The following is a 16,455-nucleotide window of genomic DNA, read 5'->3' as shown; positions in this document are numbered from 1 at the left end:
TCTTCTTATTCTTCAAGCAGACCAAGAGACTGGTTAATCAGGTGGAAAACAACAGACTGTTCGATAACACCCTGAATTAACTGGCTGCCCGGGCCAGTGCCGTGCAGTGAAATGTCTTCACCAGAGTGAGTTTCTGAGGTCAGTGGGATCAGTGCTTCCTGGTGATAACCCGGGGTAGTGGTATCAACGGCAGTGATATCCATGCGGCCGGCATTAACGTCTTCGCTGTAAATCGCGTCAGAATCTGTTTCTGCACCCAGATCGTTGAAACCGAAACCATTCATGTAACCTACGGTGGTGTAAGGCATGCCATCGGCAGCGGTAGCCGCTTCTTCTGCACCTACGTTAACCACTTTGCCGAGGATTGGGTTACCACGCTTGGGATAGCCCGCGATGGTAAATACGTGACCATGGTCAGCAGTCACCAGAATAAGGGTTTCTGACGGGTCAGTGTTGGCCACGGCGGCTTCAATAGCAGCTTCCAGTGCCAGCGTTTCAGACAGTGCGCCTGATGCGTTTCCGGCATGGTGAGCGTGGTCAATACGACCGGATTCAACCATCAGGAAAAAACCATTGTCGTTGTTGTCCAGAATGTCGATGGCTTTAGTTGTCATTTCAGCAATAGAAGGCTCGCCCGCCACATCGTTGGCGCGGTCTGCTTCATACTGCATGTGAGATTCATTGAATAAACCAAACAGACGGGTCGTTGCTGCAGCGTCTACCGCATCAAAACCGGCCTGATCGGTGATGTACACACCGTCGCTGTACATGTCCTGCCATTCAGCAGTCAGGTCACGCTCGTCAGTACGGTCACCTTCAATTTCGCTTACGGCATCGCTGCTGTTGAATGCGGCATCGCGAGGCAGAAATGAACGACGACCACCGCCCATTACCACGTCGATACCGTTTACATCGATACCGGTAAAGCGGCTTTCCAGATTTTGTTCAAAGTGAACCAGCTGGTCTGCAATGTCGGTGCAACCTGCAGCCAGTGCTTCCTCCGGCATGTCACCGTCGTCTTCCCAGTTACGGTCTGCAGATTTTGCATAAGTGGCAGCAGGTGTTGCGTGAGTGATCCGTGCTGTGGAAACCACACCGGTAGACAGGCCTTTAATTTCTGCCAGTTCCAGAGCTGTAATTGCTTCGTTACCAGCAACTGTCGAACAGTCGCCACGAACGATATCTTCATCCACACCGATAACACCTACATCCGTTTTCAGACCCGACATCATGGCTGTCATGGTACCGGCTGAATCAGGCGTCTGAGCATCAACGTTATAGGTTTTTACCAGCGCCGTTCCCGGAAAGCTTTCCCAGGCCAGATAACCTTCTTCACCCATTTCACCAGCAAGCTGACCTTTACGGATGCGTGATGCGGTAAGGGTTGAGATACCCATGCCGTCGCCGACAAACAGGATGACGTTCTTAGCACGGAAATTATTGTTGGTTTCCAGCTTTTCTGCGATTTTTGCCTGTGCGTCTGTAAACCATGCACTTTCAGCCTGCCAGGCTGGAAGTACGTCGGCCTGCAAACCAGACGACACTGCCAGTGCAAGCGCGCTGACAGAAGCTTTCCAGTTAAATTTCATTGTGACATTCCTAATTTATGTTTTCGTTATCGGCGCATGGGTTGCAGCCGTTTGCCATCAGGAATAGGGGAAAGGGTGTGACGACGATGTGTAGCCGAGATCACCCTTGGTCAGTGGAGGACATCCCTATCCTGGGTCGCAAGATAGCCTAGGGATGATTTATGACGAAACTGTTAATGCTGCATGAAGGATTTATGGCAATGTGTGACGGTGTAACGGTTAGCTAAGTCATTGAAAATGTTATAACATAACAATCTGGTGGCTGAGATGTAGCCGTTTGTCTCGTCGAAGTTTCTATCGAAATGCTAAAAAAATGTTACTTACTGAACTTTCTATTTTCGAGGCTAATTTCGTCAGTACTGACCTTCAAAACTGAGCCTTGATCATACCAGTCACCCAACACGATGCGGGTTGCAGGTTTGCCATTTGCTTCCAGAGAATGAATGTTGGGGCGGTGTGTATGACCATGAATGAACCGCTGCACGTTGAATTTTTCCATGGCTTTTACCACTTCTTCGGGGGTGACATCCATGATTTCAGCCGTCAGGCCGCTCTGGTTCATTTTACTTTTTTTACGGCCGTTCTCAGCCACTTTACGGCGGTAAGAAAGGGGAAGGGCAAGCATTAAACGCGGCCACCACCAACCACGGCTTTTCTTGCGAAATTTCTGATACGCCACATCCATGGTGCACAGTTCGTCGCCATGACTGATTAATGTTGGATTACCATATAAGTCGATAACCGCCTGCTCTGGCAGCAACGTCATACCGGCTTGTTGTGCCCAGCCATCACGAATGGCGAAATCTCGGTTACCATGAATAAAGAACACGGGGGTGTTTAAACTGAGTGCTTTGAACGCTGCAGCGATTTTATCGTTAAAAGGCGTTTTATTGTCATCGCCAATCCAGTATTCAAAAAGGTCGCCTAGAACGTAGAGGGCTTCAGCCTGTGGCGCTTCGTCTTTAAGAAAGGAAAGCAGACAGTCGGTAATATCAGGACGGTCTTCGCTTAAATGAATATCAGCAATGAAATAAGTAAATGGCATGCGACTACATCAGAATATATGAGGCAGCAGGGCGCTGCCTCTGATTTCAAAACTGCTCAGGATTACTCTGTAATAACAGCAGATTCGATGATCACCGGCTCTACCGGTACATCTTGGTGGAAACCATTGGTGCCGGTTTTAACGGCTTTGATTTTCTCAACCACGTCCATGCCGTCGATTACTTTACCGAATGCACAGTAGCCCCAGCCGTTTACTGATTCGCTGGTGTGGTTCAGGAAGTCATTGTCGTTCACGTTAATGAAAAACTGACCTGTCGCTGAATGCGGATCGTTAGTACGAGCCATGGCGATAGTGCCTTTTTCGTTGGCAACACCGTTATTCGCTTCGTTTGCGATTGGCGCGTTAGTGGCTTTTTGATCCATGTCAGGCGTAAAACCGCCGCCCTGGATCATGAAACCATTGATTACGCGGTGAAAAATCGTGTTGTCATAGAAACCTTCTTTCACGTAGTTTAGGAAGTTTTCTACCGTTGCAGGCGCTTTGTCTGCAAATAATTCGATGGTGATATCACCGTGATTGGTTTTTAAAGTAACCATGATTCGCCCCTTATCTGTGTCCCAGGCATTTAAAGTGGGCTAATGGTAGCCGATTTCCTGCGGGAGATAAATTATTCACTGATAAAAGGCGGCAAAACCTGTGCGACCGCTATCGGTAGTGCTACACTTTCGCCCCGAATTGATTCCATGTAAAAAATTGAGGATACCTATGCTACACCTATACAACACACTGACCCGGGAAAAAGCACCATTTGTTCCGTTGAAGGAAGGATGCGTGGGGTTATATGTGTGTGGTATCACGGTGTATGACCTCAGCCACATGGGCCACGCCCGTACGTACCTGAGTTTTGATATTCTGGTGCGTTACCTGCGTCACAAGGGCTACGACGTGAACTACGTGCGTAATATCACAGACGTAGACGATAAAATCATCGCCCGGGCCAATGAGAACGGTGAAACCACTGACGAACTGACCGCCCGCACAATTGCGATGATGCACGAAGATTTCGCGGCCATTAATTTGCTGGAGCCGGACATCGAGCCGCGCGTGACTACGCATATGGCGGAAATTATCGACATTATCGAAAAACTGCTGGATAAAGGCTACGCCTATGTGGCAGAAAGCGGAGATGTACTGTTCGATGTGAGCAAGTTTGGTGATTACGGCAAACTCAGCCGCCAGAATCTGGAGCAGCTCAAGGCTGGTGCCCGGGTAGAAGTGGCAGCAGGCAAAGATGATCCGCTGGACTTCGTGTTGTGGAAGCAGGCGAAAGCCGGCGAACCTCATTGGCAATCACCGTGGGGTGACGGTCGTCCTGGCTGGCACATCGAATGTTCGGCCATGAACCATAAACACCTTGGCGCGCACTTTGACATTCACGGCGGTGGTTCTGACCTGACCTTCCCGCACCACGAAAACGAAGTGGCGCAATCCTGCTGTGCTTACGATACAACCTACGTGAATACCTGGATGCACACCGGCATGGTGCAGGTGGATAACGAGAAGATGTCCAAATCGCTGGGTAATTTCTTTACCCTGCGGGACGTGTTGCAGGAGCATGATGCAGAATCGCTGCGTTTCTTCCTGATGTCGGCGCACTATCGTAGCCAGCTGAGCTATTCACTGGATAACATTACCCAGGCGAAAGCCGGTCTTGAGCGCCTGTACACGTCACTGCGTGGCGTAGATGTAAACTCTGCGACGGATTTGTCCTACGGCGGTTATCTGGAACGTTTTGAATCGGCCATGAATGATGACTTGAACGTGCCGGAAGCGATTTCCGTTTTGTTCGACATTGCCCGTGAGCTGAACAAGCAAAAAGGCAATGCGGAGGAAGCCGGCAAGCTGGCGGCAGTACTGAAAGGCATTGGTGGCATTGTCGGTATTCTGCAGGCAGACCCTGAGGCCTGGTTACAGGGTGACAGTAACGACGATGAAAGTGCTGAAATTGAAGCGCTGATCAAGCAACGTAACGACGCACGTGCTGCCAAAGACTGGCCTGCCGCTGATGCCGCCCGTGATGCACTGGCCGCCATGAACGTGGTACTTGAAGATGGCCCGAACGGAACAACCTGGCGAAAAGGTTAAGTTTCGTTTAGTTATTAGCAATTAAAAAAGAGGTGCTGTTCAGCACCTCTTTTTGTTTTCAGCGATCATTGCCAATTAAGCGTACGATTCACTCCAACGGACCGGGAGTCGTGTTTTTCACGCCGGCTTCTGGTACGGGTTTGTTTTGATTAGCAAGTTCGTCTTTCCAGCGCTGCTGCGCCACGTGAGCTTTTACCAGTTCCAGACATTCATTAATCACATTTAAGACTTCCTTATCGAGGTCCTCAGCCACTGGCGTGTAGTCGTGTAAACCTGCATCAACAAAATGGTCGATTTGTTTGGCATCGAGGTCTGAAAGCAGGTTGATTACCGAGGCGGTAACAATATCAGTAACGGCGGATTCCAGCGTATTCTCAATGGTTTTTCCAACCACAGGAATATAGTGGAGGGTGGAAACCTGATCGTTACTTTTCACCGCTTTACCTACGGATTTGCGTACATGCTCGCGGATGACTTCGCCATAGTGGCCGTGGCTGATGGCGTCGCCGAAATGATTTAACACCCCGGCCAGCCATTGGGTGAGAATAGGGCGGCGTGGCGCCAGCACTTGTCGGCTTATATCATCAACCAGCGGCGAGCCAGCTGAAATGTCTTTTTGCGCATCGCTCAGTATTTTCACCACAATGCGGTCAGACAGCTCTTCTACCAACACGTCATAGTAAAATCGAAAGAACCGAAAAACGGCGGTTCGGTTCAAATCGATGATGTGCTGTTTATGCATGCGATGCAAAATGGAGAAAATGCGCAGAAAACGGAATATACGAGTCGCACCCAGGGGGATCAAACCGACAATATCGTACCAGTGCAGAAACGGGAAAAAGTACCAGCGCAGATGTTCTTTGCGTACCACTGACACGACCCAGCGAAAACAGAATTCAACAAAGAAAATGATAATGAAGGTGAGGTCGACAAGAATAAAATTCTTGTGAATAGGGTCGTAGGCGGCGGTAACACCGGGAAACCATGACTCGAGCTGGTCATGCACCAGCCCGGTACCGTACATGGCATCGAACAACAGCCAGGCCAGATTTATCAATAATAAACCCAGCATGACAAGGTCAAGAATTAACCAGGGTGTTTCATGACTTTTCCGTAAGTTTGCCCAGTTAATTCTTAACATGGTTGGTTTATCCTACATTTTTGAGTCTCGTTACATCCACGTGGAGCTTTAGTTTCTGACCAGGCTGAAGGTATCGCTTCTTGCTCAGGCTATTCCAAGTGGTGATGTCTGACACTTTTACATTAAACTTACTAGCGATACGGGAAAGACTGTCTCCCGGTTTAACCGTGTAAGTCAGAGAACGCATGATGGCGGAAGCATCTGCTTTCGGTTTATCACCACCTTGCCAGATAACTAACGTTTTACCCGGACGCAGCGTGTCACCGGGTGCCATGCCATTCCACTTCGCTAAATCACGTGTGCTCACCTTATATTTACGGGACAAATCCCAGAAGGTATCGCCGGATTTCACTGTGTGCGTTACTTTCGTAGAAGATTGTGCACGGCTTTGCAGTGAAGCCAGGCGTTGGTCTTTCGAGAGTGAATAGGCATCAAGCTCTTTAAGTGCCACCGGGATCATCACAAAATCACCCACGCGAATCATGTTGCCCGACAGACCATTCACTTTTTTGATGATGTCGGCAGTAGTGTGATATTGCTTGGCCAGTTTCAACAAGCTGTCGCCACTTTTTACTTTATGACGGGCCCAGTTAAGACGGTCGTGACGGTCGATGGCAGCCAACTCTTGTGCAAAGCTGTCAGCTTTTTCAATAGGCAGCACCAATTGGTGAGGTCCATCAGGATCGGTGGCCCATCGGTTGAAGCCAGGATTCAGCGCATGTAAATCTTCTAAATCCATGTCTGCCAATTCAGCAGCGAATGCCAAATCTACCTGGGAACCGATATCAACAAGCTTAATCACTTCCACGTTATCAATGGTGGGCCAGGCAAAACTGTACTCATCACGGTTTTTCAGGATGTCGGCAAGGGCCAGTAATTTGGGCACATAAGCGCGGGTTTCACGGGGTAAATCCAGCGACCAGAAATCAGTTGGCTTGCCGGCTTTACGATTTTGCTTAATAGCGCGCAGCACACGGCCTTCGCCCGAGTTGTAAGCGGCGAGGGCATGCAGCCAGTCACCGTCGAACATTTTATTTAAGTAGGTAAGGTAATCTAATGCGCCTGCGGTGGACGCTACTACGTCGCGACGGCCGTCATACCACCAGGTCTGACGAATACCAAAGCGTTTTGCGGTACCGGGAATAAACTGCCACATACCTGCAGCGCGACCGTGAGAGTAGGCAAAAGGATCAAAGGCACTTTCGACAATCGGCAACAGCACAATTTCCAGAGGCATATCGCGCTTTTCAATTTCTTCGGTAATGTAATATAAGAACGGACGCGCGCGATTCACCACACGGGCCATATACTCAGGGTGCTTTAAATACCAATTACGTTGACTGGTGAGACGACGATCGTCAGGAATAGTAAACGCCATTTGTGCTGCGACGCGGGTCCACACGTCGTCTATGACCACTTCCGCCGGCGCTTCGGGTTCTACTGCTTCTTCCAGCGTTTCATCTACATCTTCTACCGGGTGAACCACTTCGATAACGCCTTCTTTGGCGATTTCGCAATCTTCCGCATCTTCGATTGGCGTTTGGCCAATCTCGCAGGTATCGGTATCGCTGGCGGCATTCATTTCTGCCGCTTGCTCATCGGCAATAGCCTGCTCGTCTGTCGTCTGGCAACCACTTAGCAGGCTGACCAGGGTAATGCTGGCGAGAAGGCTCTTTACTGATTTCATTAATTTACTGCCCCGCGATTAAACTTCAAAACGTGATATTGTATCGGTGTCTGCCCCCGAATGCATTAAAACTCATCTTTCCACTTACGAATTGCGGCAAAAACGGCCACTTCATCGGCCGGTTGTTCACCTTTAAATGATGCCGCTGAATGGGCAACATCAGGCTGATTACTGCGCATAAACGGATTGATGGCTTTTTCTTTCTGCATGGTTGAAGGCAGTGTAATGCACTCTTCAGACCTAAGTTTGCTCACAAGGTTCGCATGTTCCTGCAATACCGTGTTTTTGGGCTCAACGGCAAGTGCAAACTTCATATTAGACAAGGTGTACTCATGTGCACAATACACTTTAGTCTCATCAGGCAGACGCTTCAGTTTATTCAGCGAGTGCAACATTTGTGCGGGAGTACCTTCAAATAAGCGTCCGCAGCCGCCGGAAAATAACGTATCTCCACAAAACAGCACGCCGTGACCATAAAAGCCAATATGATCGAGAGTGTGACCCGGCAGTTCAACCACCACCAACGTTAAATCAAGCACATTGAGGTGCACATCATCACCTTCGTCTACCCGTTTCGTCAGGCCGCTAATTTTATCGTTAGCTGGGCCTATGACAGGTAAAGATGGATTGGCCGCGACCAGGCGAGGAATGCCGCCTGTATGATCGTGATGGTGGTGAGTAATTAACACTGCCGCGAGTTCCAGATCATGCTGTTGGCAAAACTGCATTACTGGCTCTGCGTCACCCGGATCAACCACTACCGCATGGTGATCGTTATGCAGACACCAGATGTAATTATCGGAGAAGGCGGGAATGGCAGTGATGTGTATTCCGTCAGGGAGTGTCGAAGACGTCCGGTTCATGGGATACCTGCTTGTGAAAAGGGATTAATGCGATACTATAAGAACTTGATAGCAGCGACGCAACCAATTGGATCAGCCTGAAATTTAATGAAATTGGCTTACCGGGCGAAACCGCCCAGATACCCACTGTCGTGGTCAGAACTTCCTGCGGGTGAAGCAATTCACGACGCAGTGCAATCCGTCAGCAACAGCCTGTCGTCGCGGGTGTTTGGCTATCACTTCGTGAAATTAGGGGCGCTAAGTAGTGCCGTGGAATTACCAAAATGCGGTGTTTCTCATCACATTCGGCAGGCGCCAGAAAAGATAGATAACGCGTCTGTTGTTAGCCTTTCCTCTGAATTACCTTACGTTGAAAACAGTATCGACGGTTTTCTGCTTGCCAACGAACTGGATTTCTGTCAGGACCCCCATCAAATCCTTCGCGAAGTCGACCGGTGTATAACGCAAGACGGCTACGTGATCATCAGTGGGTTTAATCCTTTTAGTCTCACCGGTATTGGTAAATATCTGCCGCTGAAACGGGGGAATTTACTACACGATGCCCGGTTCTTTTCATCGGGCCGGGTAAAAGACTGGCTGCAACTACTGGGTTTTGAAGTGATTGAAACCCGTCACATTCTGTTTTCTATGCTGTTTCTCAAGAAGCAGTTTTCGATTTCCGCGAAATGGCACAGCCGCGTAAGCCGGTATTTTCCCTGGTGCAGTTCGGTGTACGTGACCATCGCCCGCAAACGGGTGGTGCCTATGACCACCATTAAACCACAATGGAAACTCAAGCCTCGTTTTTCAGCAGTAGGCGCGAGTATGCGCCTCTCTGATGGTGCGTGTAACGAGCAACTTGGTCAGCGTCGTTAGTCTTGTAAATAAAGGATTTATTTTAATAAAAAACGGTGCTCTGAAGCACCGTTTTTGTCATATAGCAGAGGTTTAACTCACCGGCGTTTACTTCACGCGCATACCAGGCTTTGCGCCTTCGTGAGGCTCAAGGATGTACAAATCCTTGCCGCCAGGGCCAGCTGCCAGCACCATGCCTTCAGACATTCCGAAACGCATTTTGCGCGGTGCCAGGTTTGCCACCATCACGGTGTGCTTACCAATCAGATCTTCAGGGGCGTAAGCCGACTTGATACCAGCAAATACCTGACGGGTTTCACCGCCTAAGTCCAGTTCGAGACGCAGCAGTTTGTCTGCTTTCTCGACGTGTTCTGCATTGGCGATGCGGGCGATGCGGAAATCCACTTTGGCAAAGTCGTCAAAAGTGATTTCTTCGCTGATAGGATCTTTGGCCAGCGGGCTTTCAGGGTCCAGTTTAGGCGCGTTTGCTGCTGCCAGACTTTCTTTGGAATCTTCAACCATGGCGTCAATTTTCTCCATCTCGATGCGCTGCATCATTGCTTTAAACTTGTTGATTGCGTGACCTTTCAGCACTACCTGACTGCTTTCCCAGGTGAGGGTGTCGTTCAGGAAAGCTTCGGCTTTTTCGGCCAGAATGGGCAGCACCGGCTTCAGGTAAGTCACCAGAATGCGGAACATGTTGATACCCAGCGAGCAAACATCGTGCGTAAACTGCTGCTTGGTTTCATCCTTAATGGTTACCCACGGGGCATTGGCATCGATGAACTGGTTGGCTTTATCTGCCAGCGCCATAATTTCGCGGATGGCCTGGTGATATTTACGGTTCTCGAAGTTCGCCGCAATGTTATCCGCTGCCGCGTGGAACTCTGTCATCAGCGCTTCGTCAAGAACGGTGTCTGACAGCTTGCCATCGAAACGCTTAGTAATAAAGCTGGCACAACGGCTGGCGATGTTCACCACTTTACCAACAAGGTCGGAATTTACTTTCTGCGCGAAGTCAGCAAAGTTCAGGTCGATATCGGTAACACCATCACCCAGCTTCGATGCGAAGTAATAACGAAGGTATTCTGGGTCCAGGTGGTCGAGGTAGGTACGACCTTTAATAAAGGTACCGCGAGACTTCGACATTTTAGCGCCGTTAACCGTCACGAAACCGTGAATGTTCACACCGGTAGGCTTACGGAATCCCGCGCCTTCCAGCATGGCTGGCCAGAACAGACAGTGGAAATAGGTGATGTCTTTACCGATGAAGTGATACAACTCGGTGTCGGTACCCTGATTCCAGAAATCGTCAAAATTCACGTCGTTCTGGTCACAGAAGTTCTGGAAGCTGGCCATGTAGCCAACTGGCGCATCAACCCATACGTAGAAGAATTTATTTGGCGCGCCCGGAATTTCAAAACCGAAGTAAGGTGCATCGCGGCTAATGTCCCACTGTTGCAGACCTTCTTCAAACCACTCCTGGAGCTTGTTTGCCATTTCTGATTGCAGGGCACCCGAGCGGATCCATTCTTTCAGCATGCCTTCAAATTGTGGCAGGTCGAAGAAGAAATGCTCTGATTCTTTCAGTACTGGCGTGGCACCGGAAACCACACTACGTGGATTCTTAACTTCAGTAGGGCTGTACGTTGCACCACACACATCACAGCTGTCGCCGTTTTGATCTTCAGCATTACAGCTTGGGCAGGTACCTTTTACGAAACGGTCTGGCAGGAACATTTCTTTTTGCGGGTCGTACAATTGATTAATGGTACGCTTGCTGATGTAACCTGCTTCATCCAGACGGTTATAAATGGTTTCACACAGCGCCTTGTTTTCCGGCGAGTGAGTCACATAATAGTTGTCGTACTGAACGTGGAAGTCCAGTAAATCCTGGTGGTGTTCCGCACGGGTGCGGGCTACCATTTCTTCAGGCGTGATCCCCAGTTCCTGAGCTTTAAGCATGACGGGAGTACCGTGAGCATCGTCAGCACAAACACTGTAACATTCGTTACCGCGCAGGCGCTGGAAGCGGGTCCAGATATCAGTCTGGATATGCTCGAGTAAGTGTCCGAGATGGATAGAGCCGTTTGCGTACGGCAATGCACTGGTTACCAGAATGCGACGTTGCGCATTGGCCGGTGCAACAGAATTCGACGTGTTTTCAGACATAGTGTTATGTTTCTGTTCTCAGGCGTTAGAAAAGGCTGCAAATACTAGCGGAATCGCGCCACTTTTGCATTACGTAAATGGCACGAACGCTTATTTTAAAGGTGAATTATGTTCTTTTCCCGTAAGGGTGACAAGCGAGTGCAAACCGCTGCACAAACTCTGGCCGATTATTATTCCTTGACGGTGGAGGAAACCAGCAAATGGTGCGACATCGACGGCAACAGTATCGTAATAACATTGCCGTTTTGTGCCTTAACTCAGCATGGGGCGTTGCGTGATGTACTCACCGCGGCTTTAGATAAAGCCAGTCACGCTAAAACGGACATCGCGATAAATCAAAAAATCGTCGGCGCGAAAACCGCGCAACCACCGGTAACCAATATTCGCAATGTGGTGGCTGTGGCCTCAGGCAAAGGCGGCGTTGGGAAATCTACCACTTGCCTGAATCTGGCGTTTGCGCTTATGCAGGAAGGTGCCAAAGTCGGTATTCTCGATGCCGATATTTACGGCCCATCCGTGCCCATCATGTTGGGTAACCCGCTGGCGCACCCATCTACCGACGACAATAAACACATGAAACCCCTTGAAGCTTGGGGCATGGTCGCTAATTCCATTGGTTATCTGGTACCCCAGGAAGATGCTGCGGTGTGGCGGGGGCCCATGGCCAGCCGGGCACTAAAACAGCTGTTAGATGAAACCTTGTGGCCCGTACTGGATTACTTGATTGTGGATATGCCGCCGGGAACCGGTGACATTCAACTAACCATGGCGCAGCAAGTGCCATTGAGCGCTGCCGTGGTAGTGACAACGCCGCAGGATCTCGCCGTGGCCGATGCGCAAAAAGGCGTTTCCATGTTTGAGAAGGTGAACGTGCCGGTAGTGGGACTTATCGAAAACATGAGTTATTACCAGTGTTCTGCCTGTGGCCATACCGATTACTTGTTTGCGCAAGACGGCGGAAAAGCACTGGCCGAGCGTTATAATTTACCGCTTCTGGCGGCGTTGCCTCTAGATGTGTCAATTCGCGAGCAGGCCGATATCGGCAAGCCGCTGGTGGTAGATAAACCAGATAGCCCGCTGGCCGCCACTTATCGCGATGCTGCCCGGGCACTTTCTATGCAAATGGGGCTCACATTACCTGCTCGTGAGAATGAATCGTACATTCGAGGTGAAACCATCGGCATCAACATTGTTTAAGAATTAATTCTTCCTTATGCGTTGTCTGACAAGCCCTGACAACGCATAATACCCCCGTTTTTTCTCCCCCTTGGATAAGTTTCATGCGTTTATCAGACCGCGATATATACGAGTACCTGCAATCAGGCAAAATTAAGATTGATCCCACTCCCGAATACGAGCGCATTAGCGGCGTAACGGTGGATATGCGGTTGGGCAATAAATTCCGTGTATTTGAAGATCACCAAGCCGCTTACATTGATTTGTCCGGTCCTAAGCATGAAGTGCAAGAAGCGCTGAACTCAGTGATGAGTGACGAGATTGAGCTGGAAGAAGGCAAAGCGTTCTTCCTGCATCCAAAGGAACTTGCGCTGGCGATTACCCACGAATCTGTCACCTTGCCTGACAACATTGTAGGCTGGCTGGATGGCCGCTCTTCACTGGCACGTTTGGGCTTGATGGTTCACGTAACGGCGCATCGCATCGATCCAGGTTGGTCTGGCAACATCGTGCTGGAATTCTACAACTCCGGTAAGCTGCCTTTGGCACTTCGCCCATTAATGAAAATTGGTGCACTGAGTTTTGAAGTGCTTTCTTCGCCAGCAGAAAAACCGTACAACGCCCGTGTCGACGCCAAATACAAAGGTCAGGCCGGTGCAGTGGCCAGTCGGATTTCTTCTGATGATGATGGTAAATAGGTGAGGGTAATCAACGGATTGCTCATCAAATAATCGCTCGAACAAGTTTAGTCATAAATGTCGTTGCAATGTAGGCAAAAATGAGTAGACTTGTCGGCTCTTTCGGTCGGTGTGTGGCGCAGCTTGGTAGCGCACTGTCATGGGGTGTCAGGGGTCGGAGGTTCAAATCCTCTCACACCGACCAATTCCTTATCCCATAATATCAAATGTGTATCTCCTCTCTTCGAATGGTCCATTCAAAGATGCATTCAGAATTTTTGCAAAATACCAATCCAACACATAATTTCAGCAGTTTTTGCAATTCACCAAGACTATCCCGCTACAGTTTTTTATTGTTGTAACTGTTCCAGTTTGAAAGGAGTATCTCCTTAGAGCGAGGGACGGAAATGAAATTGATTGGGAAATACAGCAAAGGCAAAATGCAAATATTTAAAGTATATAGTTGTTGGCCAAGTATCCAATCAATGTCATCCCATCATCTCCCAAGTAAGCAGAGTTAATTTTTTCAACATTGCACTCTGTTATAAACAAGCTTCTGTATATTGCTAATATTTTCTGTTATAAAAGAGTGTCTTAAACATATTTTGAAAAGTTAAATTAGGGATAATTATGAAGTACTTCTCAATCGTTGTTATTAGTACATTGAGCTTTCACTGCAATTTTGTATTTGCACAATCTGCTGGAGGTTCTGATCAAGGTGGTTGGACAGTTTTTTTACCCTCATTTCTTTTTATTGCGCTAGTAATTGCCCTTTTCGTAAAACTGAACTCTAAGAAGTTTTGGGCCCGTAAACACCCTCTTTCTTTGCAGGATTATCTTTCAAAACACCCAGACGCCAATACTGGTCATGGTATTAAATGTAAATTATGTGGTTCGAAGTCTTTAAAAAACATAGGCTTGACGAACGCATCAGATCCCAGACGACTTATCAGTTGCAACAGTTGTGGTACTCCGTTATACCACGTAGAGCAATAAGGTTCTTATTATCAGACAGTAACTCTTAAAGCGGGAAAATAGTAATTCGTTAATAAACTATTGCTTGTCCGCTTCTTTTCAGAAGCGTACATCTTGGTACTGGCATTCCTGAGACTGCTTAGTACATGAAGCGGACATTTCATTTTCTTTCCCATGTAAACACAAAATATGGTTTTCAAGTGGGGACGGGTGTTACTATGAAATCTGAGTAATAAACCGATAAGTCGGAAGACTAGGATGTCGAAACCTAAAACGTTAGCAACTCCACAAACTATTGTTTGGACTTTTTTCAGTGCATTGAAAAGGCAAATTAGTAGAATTGATCCCGGTTACAAAGATGCAGAACAAGACTACGCTATCTGCTTATTTCTTAGTGTGAATGTCGTTGAATGCTTTATGAATGTCTATTTCAGAGTATTGGTATCAACTCAAGGGTATACTAACTTCGAATCAGAATTACTGTCCGACATAAAAAAAGAATATCCTTAGACAAAAAATTAAAAACTTGGCCTAAAAATTATCTTGGCAAGCCCTTAGATTTTGGGAGTTTCGAAGTACAGAGCTTTATTGAGTTAAAAGATCAGAGAAATGCATTAATGCATTTCGTTTCGAGTCACGAGAGTTTTGATCTTCCTGATTCATTAACAGTTCATGGACTAGCTGATATGTCAGCATTGAAAACTTTGACCCTCGAACAGGTGAAGAGATACCCTAGAATAATAAGAGTGTTTGCTTACGAAATATTTAGAGCTCAGGGGATCGAGGAGAGAAACCTCGCTAGTAACTTTCACAGATGGTTTGGTGAACCTGATTTATAACAAAAAAATAAAATCGCTCGCAAGCTCGCTGGTACACAAACACGACGGTTGTGTCACTTCGTTCCGATTATAGCCGCCATATTCACGGGCGTTATACATCAAAGGGGGGTTAGGTGGAAAATTTAACACCTACATATCAAGGAAAACCAACAGCTTATCTTGATCATAATATATTGGATTTATTGGTAAAAAATCCCTTATTAAGCTTTAAAGAAGATCTTAGACAGAAGTACCAGATTTTATACTCCGATGAAAATCTCAAAGAGATAAAACGAACTGGAGAAAATGGTTCGCTGTACTTGGATGTTTTAGATGATCTAGAAGCCATGCATTTAAAGTTAGTTCTAACCCCTCGTTTTGAGCTTACTGGCGACGCGGTGATAAGTATCACTAAGCCTGTTGATGCGTTCACTAATTATTGCCAAAACATTGAAACAGTATATGAACAATTGGAAAAATCGACATCTCAGTCACTACTAAAATTCTATGGTGGTCGGCAGGGAGATACATTTGATGATATAAATAATGAGCAAATCGGTGCGTTTGACAATTTGTTAAGTCATATCCAGAGCTTGGTAAACAAGGATGAAATTCAGAAATATTCCCCTGAGATTTACGAACATGTATCTGCTTATACGTCAGAGTTAAAAAGGTCGCACGATGAAGCACTCAAACAAGCTTCGAAAGAATTACGTAAGCATGTTTCAGATGAAAGTAATTACTCCGGCGTCGACAACTACAGGGGAAATACCGGCATTGGTCCAGTTCAATTAAATAATATTGAGCCACCCAATGTTCTTGAAAAGATATGGACCGCACATAAAGAGGTTGATGGTTATGCTGGGCTAGACTTCACAATTGAGCAATTCTACGGCATTAGCTTGAACCCAATTTACAACCGTGAAATGTACCTCTTCGAAAAAATAACGTCCATATACAATGTACTCAATGTTGTAGGTTATCATCCAGACTCGAAAATGAAAAAGGAGAAAAGGTTTACTGCTGCAATGAGTGATGCGGGTCATGCATCAATAGGTAGCTTTGCCAATTTTGTCTTTTCCAGAGACATTGCTTTTATAAAGAAAACTAGAGCTACATATGAGTTCCTCCAAGCAAAAGCCCAGGTTATTCAAGTCAATGTCAGTGATGCATAGCAAGTAATTGAAGCAGTATAAGTTCTTAGCTGGCTAGTTTCGCTCGCGAGTACAGCCTGCTAAAAACTTGCCCCTTAATTTAGACGTTGAACGTCCGTTGTTTGTCTAAAGCAGTCATTGATAATTCAATGACTGAATTCCCGAAATGGTCAAAAGCGGACATCACCGAGATACTTGGTAAAGGACTGCTTCGTACA

The 16,455-nt window shown here is 47.5% G+C and carries 12 protein-coding genes and 1 tRNA gene; 6 read left to right on the top strand and 7 right to left on the bottom strand.

The genetic code is table 11. The annotated features are described in order from the left end of the window. Positions 1-5 precede the first annotated feature (5 nt). From ACXAFQ_RS19025 to ACXAFQ_RS19015, 3 genes are all read right to left on the bottom strand, one after another. Positions 6-1,589 carry an alkaline phosphatase gene (locus ACXAFQ_RS19025; RefSeq protein WP_474824963.1) on the bottom strand — a complete coding sequence of 528 codons (1,584 nt, stop codon included), beginning with the start codon at positions 1,587-1,589 and terminating at the stop codon, positions 6-8. Positions 1,590-1,905: 316 nt separating this feature from the next. Beyond that, positions 1,906-2,634 (bottom strand): UDP-2,3-diacylglucosamine diphosphatase, encoded by a 729-nt coding sequence (gene lpxH / locus ACXAFQ_RS19020; protein WP_474824962.1) that lies wholly within the window; start codon positions 2,632-2,634, stop codon positions 1,906-1,908. Between the two features lie 62 nt (positions 2,635-2,696). After that, positions 2,697-3,191, bottom strand: coding sequence for a peptidylprolyl isomerase (locus tag ACXAFQ_RS19015; protein ID WP_474824961.1), 495 nt, complete (start codon positions 3,189-3,191; stop codon positions 2,697-2,699). Positions 3,192-3,360: 169 nt separating this feature from the next. Between ACXAFQ_RS19015 and cysS the strand changes: the two genes are divergently transcribed. Then, complete coding sequence (cysS, locus tag ACXAFQ_RS19010) at positions 3,361-4,740, top strand: cysteine--tRNA ligase (protein ID WP_474824960.1); 1,380 nt, start codon at positions 3,361-3,363, stop codon at positions 4,738-4,740. Positions 4,741-4,828: 88 nt separating this feature from the next. On the opposite strand, the gene ACXAFQ_RS19005 is transcribed toward cysS, so the two are convergent. The 3 genes from ACXAFQ_RS19005 to gloB all read right to left on the bottom strand — a co-directional run bounded on the left by ACXAFQ_RS19005 (position 4,829) and on the right by gloB (position 8,431). Next, positions 4,829-5,881 (bottom strand): ion transporter, encoded by a 1,053-nt coding sequence (locus tag ACXAFQ_RS19005; protein WP_474824959.1) that lies wholly within the window; start codon positions 5,879-5,881, stop codon positions 4,829-4,831. A 7-nt stretch (positions 5,882-5,888) separates the two neighbouring features. Continuing rightward, on the bottom strand, positions 5,889-7,568 hold the full coding sequence (locus tag ACXAFQ_RS19000; RefSeq protein WP_070125338.1) for a lytic transglycosylase: 1,680 nt from the start codon (positions 7,566-7,568) through the stop codon (positions 5,889-5,891). Between the two features lie 65 nt (positions 7,569-7,633). Next, positions 7,634-8,431 (bottom strand): hydroxyacylglutathione hydrolase, encoded by a 798-nt coding sequence (gene gloB, locus ACXAFQ_RS18995; RefSeq protein WP_474824958.1) that lies wholly within the window; start codon positions 8,429-8,431, stop codon positions 7,634-7,636. Between the two features lie 87 nt (positions 8,432-8,518). On the opposite strand from gloB, the gene ACXAFQ_RS18990 reads away from it, so the two are divergent. After that, positions 8,519-9,286 (top strand): methyltransferase domain-containing protein, encoded by a 768-nt coding sequence (locus ACXAFQ_RS18990; protein WP_474824957.1) that lies wholly within the window; start codon positions 8,519-8,521, stop codon positions 9,284-9,286. Between the two features lie 87 nt (positions 9,287-9,373). Here ACXAFQ_RS18990 and metG read toward each other — a convergent pair whose 3' ends face one another. Then, positions 9,374-11,437, bottom strand: a complete 2,064-nt coding sequence (gene metG, locus ACXAFQ_RS18985; RefSeq protein WP_474824956.1) for a methionine--tRNA ligase — start codon at positions 11,435-11,437, stop codon at positions 9,374-9,376. A gap of 108 nt (positions 11,438-11,545) precedes the next feature. Between metG and apbC the strand changes: the two genes are divergently transcribed. The 4 genes from apbC to ACXAFQ_RS18965 all read left to right on the top strand — a co-directional run bounded on the left by apbC (position 11,546) and on the right by ACXAFQ_RS18965 (position 16,258). Then, entirely contained in the window at positions 11,546-12,634 is a 1,089-nt protein-coding gene (gene apbC, locus ACXAFQ_RS18980) for an iron-sulfur cluster carrier protein ApbC (RefSeq protein WP_474824955.1), read from the top strand. An 83-nt stretch (positions 12,635-12,717) separates the two neighbouring features. Next, on the top strand, positions 12,718-13,311 hold the full coding sequence (gene dcd / locus ACXAFQ_RS18975; protein ID WP_474824954.1) for a dCTP deaminase: 594 nt from the start codon (positions 12,718-12,720) through the stop codon (positions 13,309-13,311). Between the two features lie 107 nt (positions 13,312-13,418). Then, a tRNA-Pro gene (locus tag ACXAFQ_RS18970) sits at positions 13,419-13,495 on the top strand. 1,722 nt (positions 13,496-15,217) lie between these two features. Then, on the top strand, positions 15,218-16,258 hold the full coding sequence (locus ACXAFQ_RS18965; protein WP_474824953.1) for a hypothetical protein: 1,041 nt from the start codon (positions 15,218-15,220) through the stop codon (positions 16,256-16,258). The last annotated feature ends 197 nt before the right edge of the window (positions 16,259-16,455 follow it).

Source organism: Alteromonas sp. ABH2_165, from assembly GCF_056159945.1.
This window is presented reverse-complemented; position numbering and strand designations above follow the sequence as displayed.

What these genes read in the sequence shown, in the direction of transcription:
- ACXAFQ_RS19025 (WP_474824963.1), bottom strand. Translation starts at nt 1,589, where the DNA reads ATGAAATTTAACTGGAAAGCTTCTGTCAGCGCGCTTGCACTGGCAGTG.
- lpxH (WP_474824962.1), bottom strand. Translation starts at nt 2,634, where the DNA reads ATGCCATTTACTTATTTCATTGCTGATATTCATTTAAGCGAAGACCGT.
- ACXAFQ_RS19015 (WP_474824961.1), bottom strand. Translation starts at nt 3,191, where the DNA reads ATGGTTACTTTAAAAACCAATCACGGTGATATCACCATCGAATTATTT.
- cysS (WP_474824960.1), top strand. Translation starts at nt 3,361, where the DNA reads ATGCTACACCTATACAACACACTGACCCGGGAAAAAGCACCATTTGTT.
- ACXAFQ_RS19005 (WP_474824959.1), bottom strand. Translation starts at nt 5,881, where the DNA reads ATGTTAAGAATTAACTGGGCAAACTTACGGAAAAGTCATGAAACACCC.
- ACXAFQ_RS19000 (WP_070125338.1), bottom strand. Translation starts at nt 7,568, where the DNA reads ATGAAATCAGTAAAGAGCCTTCTCGCCAGCATTACCCTGGTCAGCCTG.
- gloB (WP_474824958.1), bottom strand. Translation starts at nt 8,431, where the DNA reads ATGAACCGGACGTCTTCGACACTCCCTGACGGAATACACATCACTGCC.
- ACXAFQ_RS18990 (WP_474824957.1), top strand. Translation starts at nt 8,519, where the DNA reads ATGAAATTGGCTTACCGGGCGAAACCGCCCAGATACCCACTGTCGTGG.
- metG (WP_474824956.1), bottom strand. Translation starts at nt 11,437, where the DNA reads ATGTCTGAAAACACGTCGAATTCTGTTGCACCGGCCAATGCGCAACGT.
- apbC (WP_474824955.1), top strand. Translation starts at nt 11,546, where the DNA reads ATGTTCTTTTCCCGTAAGGGTGACAAGCGAGTGCAAACCGCTGCACAA.
- dcd (WP_474824954.1), top strand. Translation starts at nt 12,718, where the DNA reads ATGCGTTTATCAGACCGCGATATATACGAGTACCTGCAATCAGGCAAA.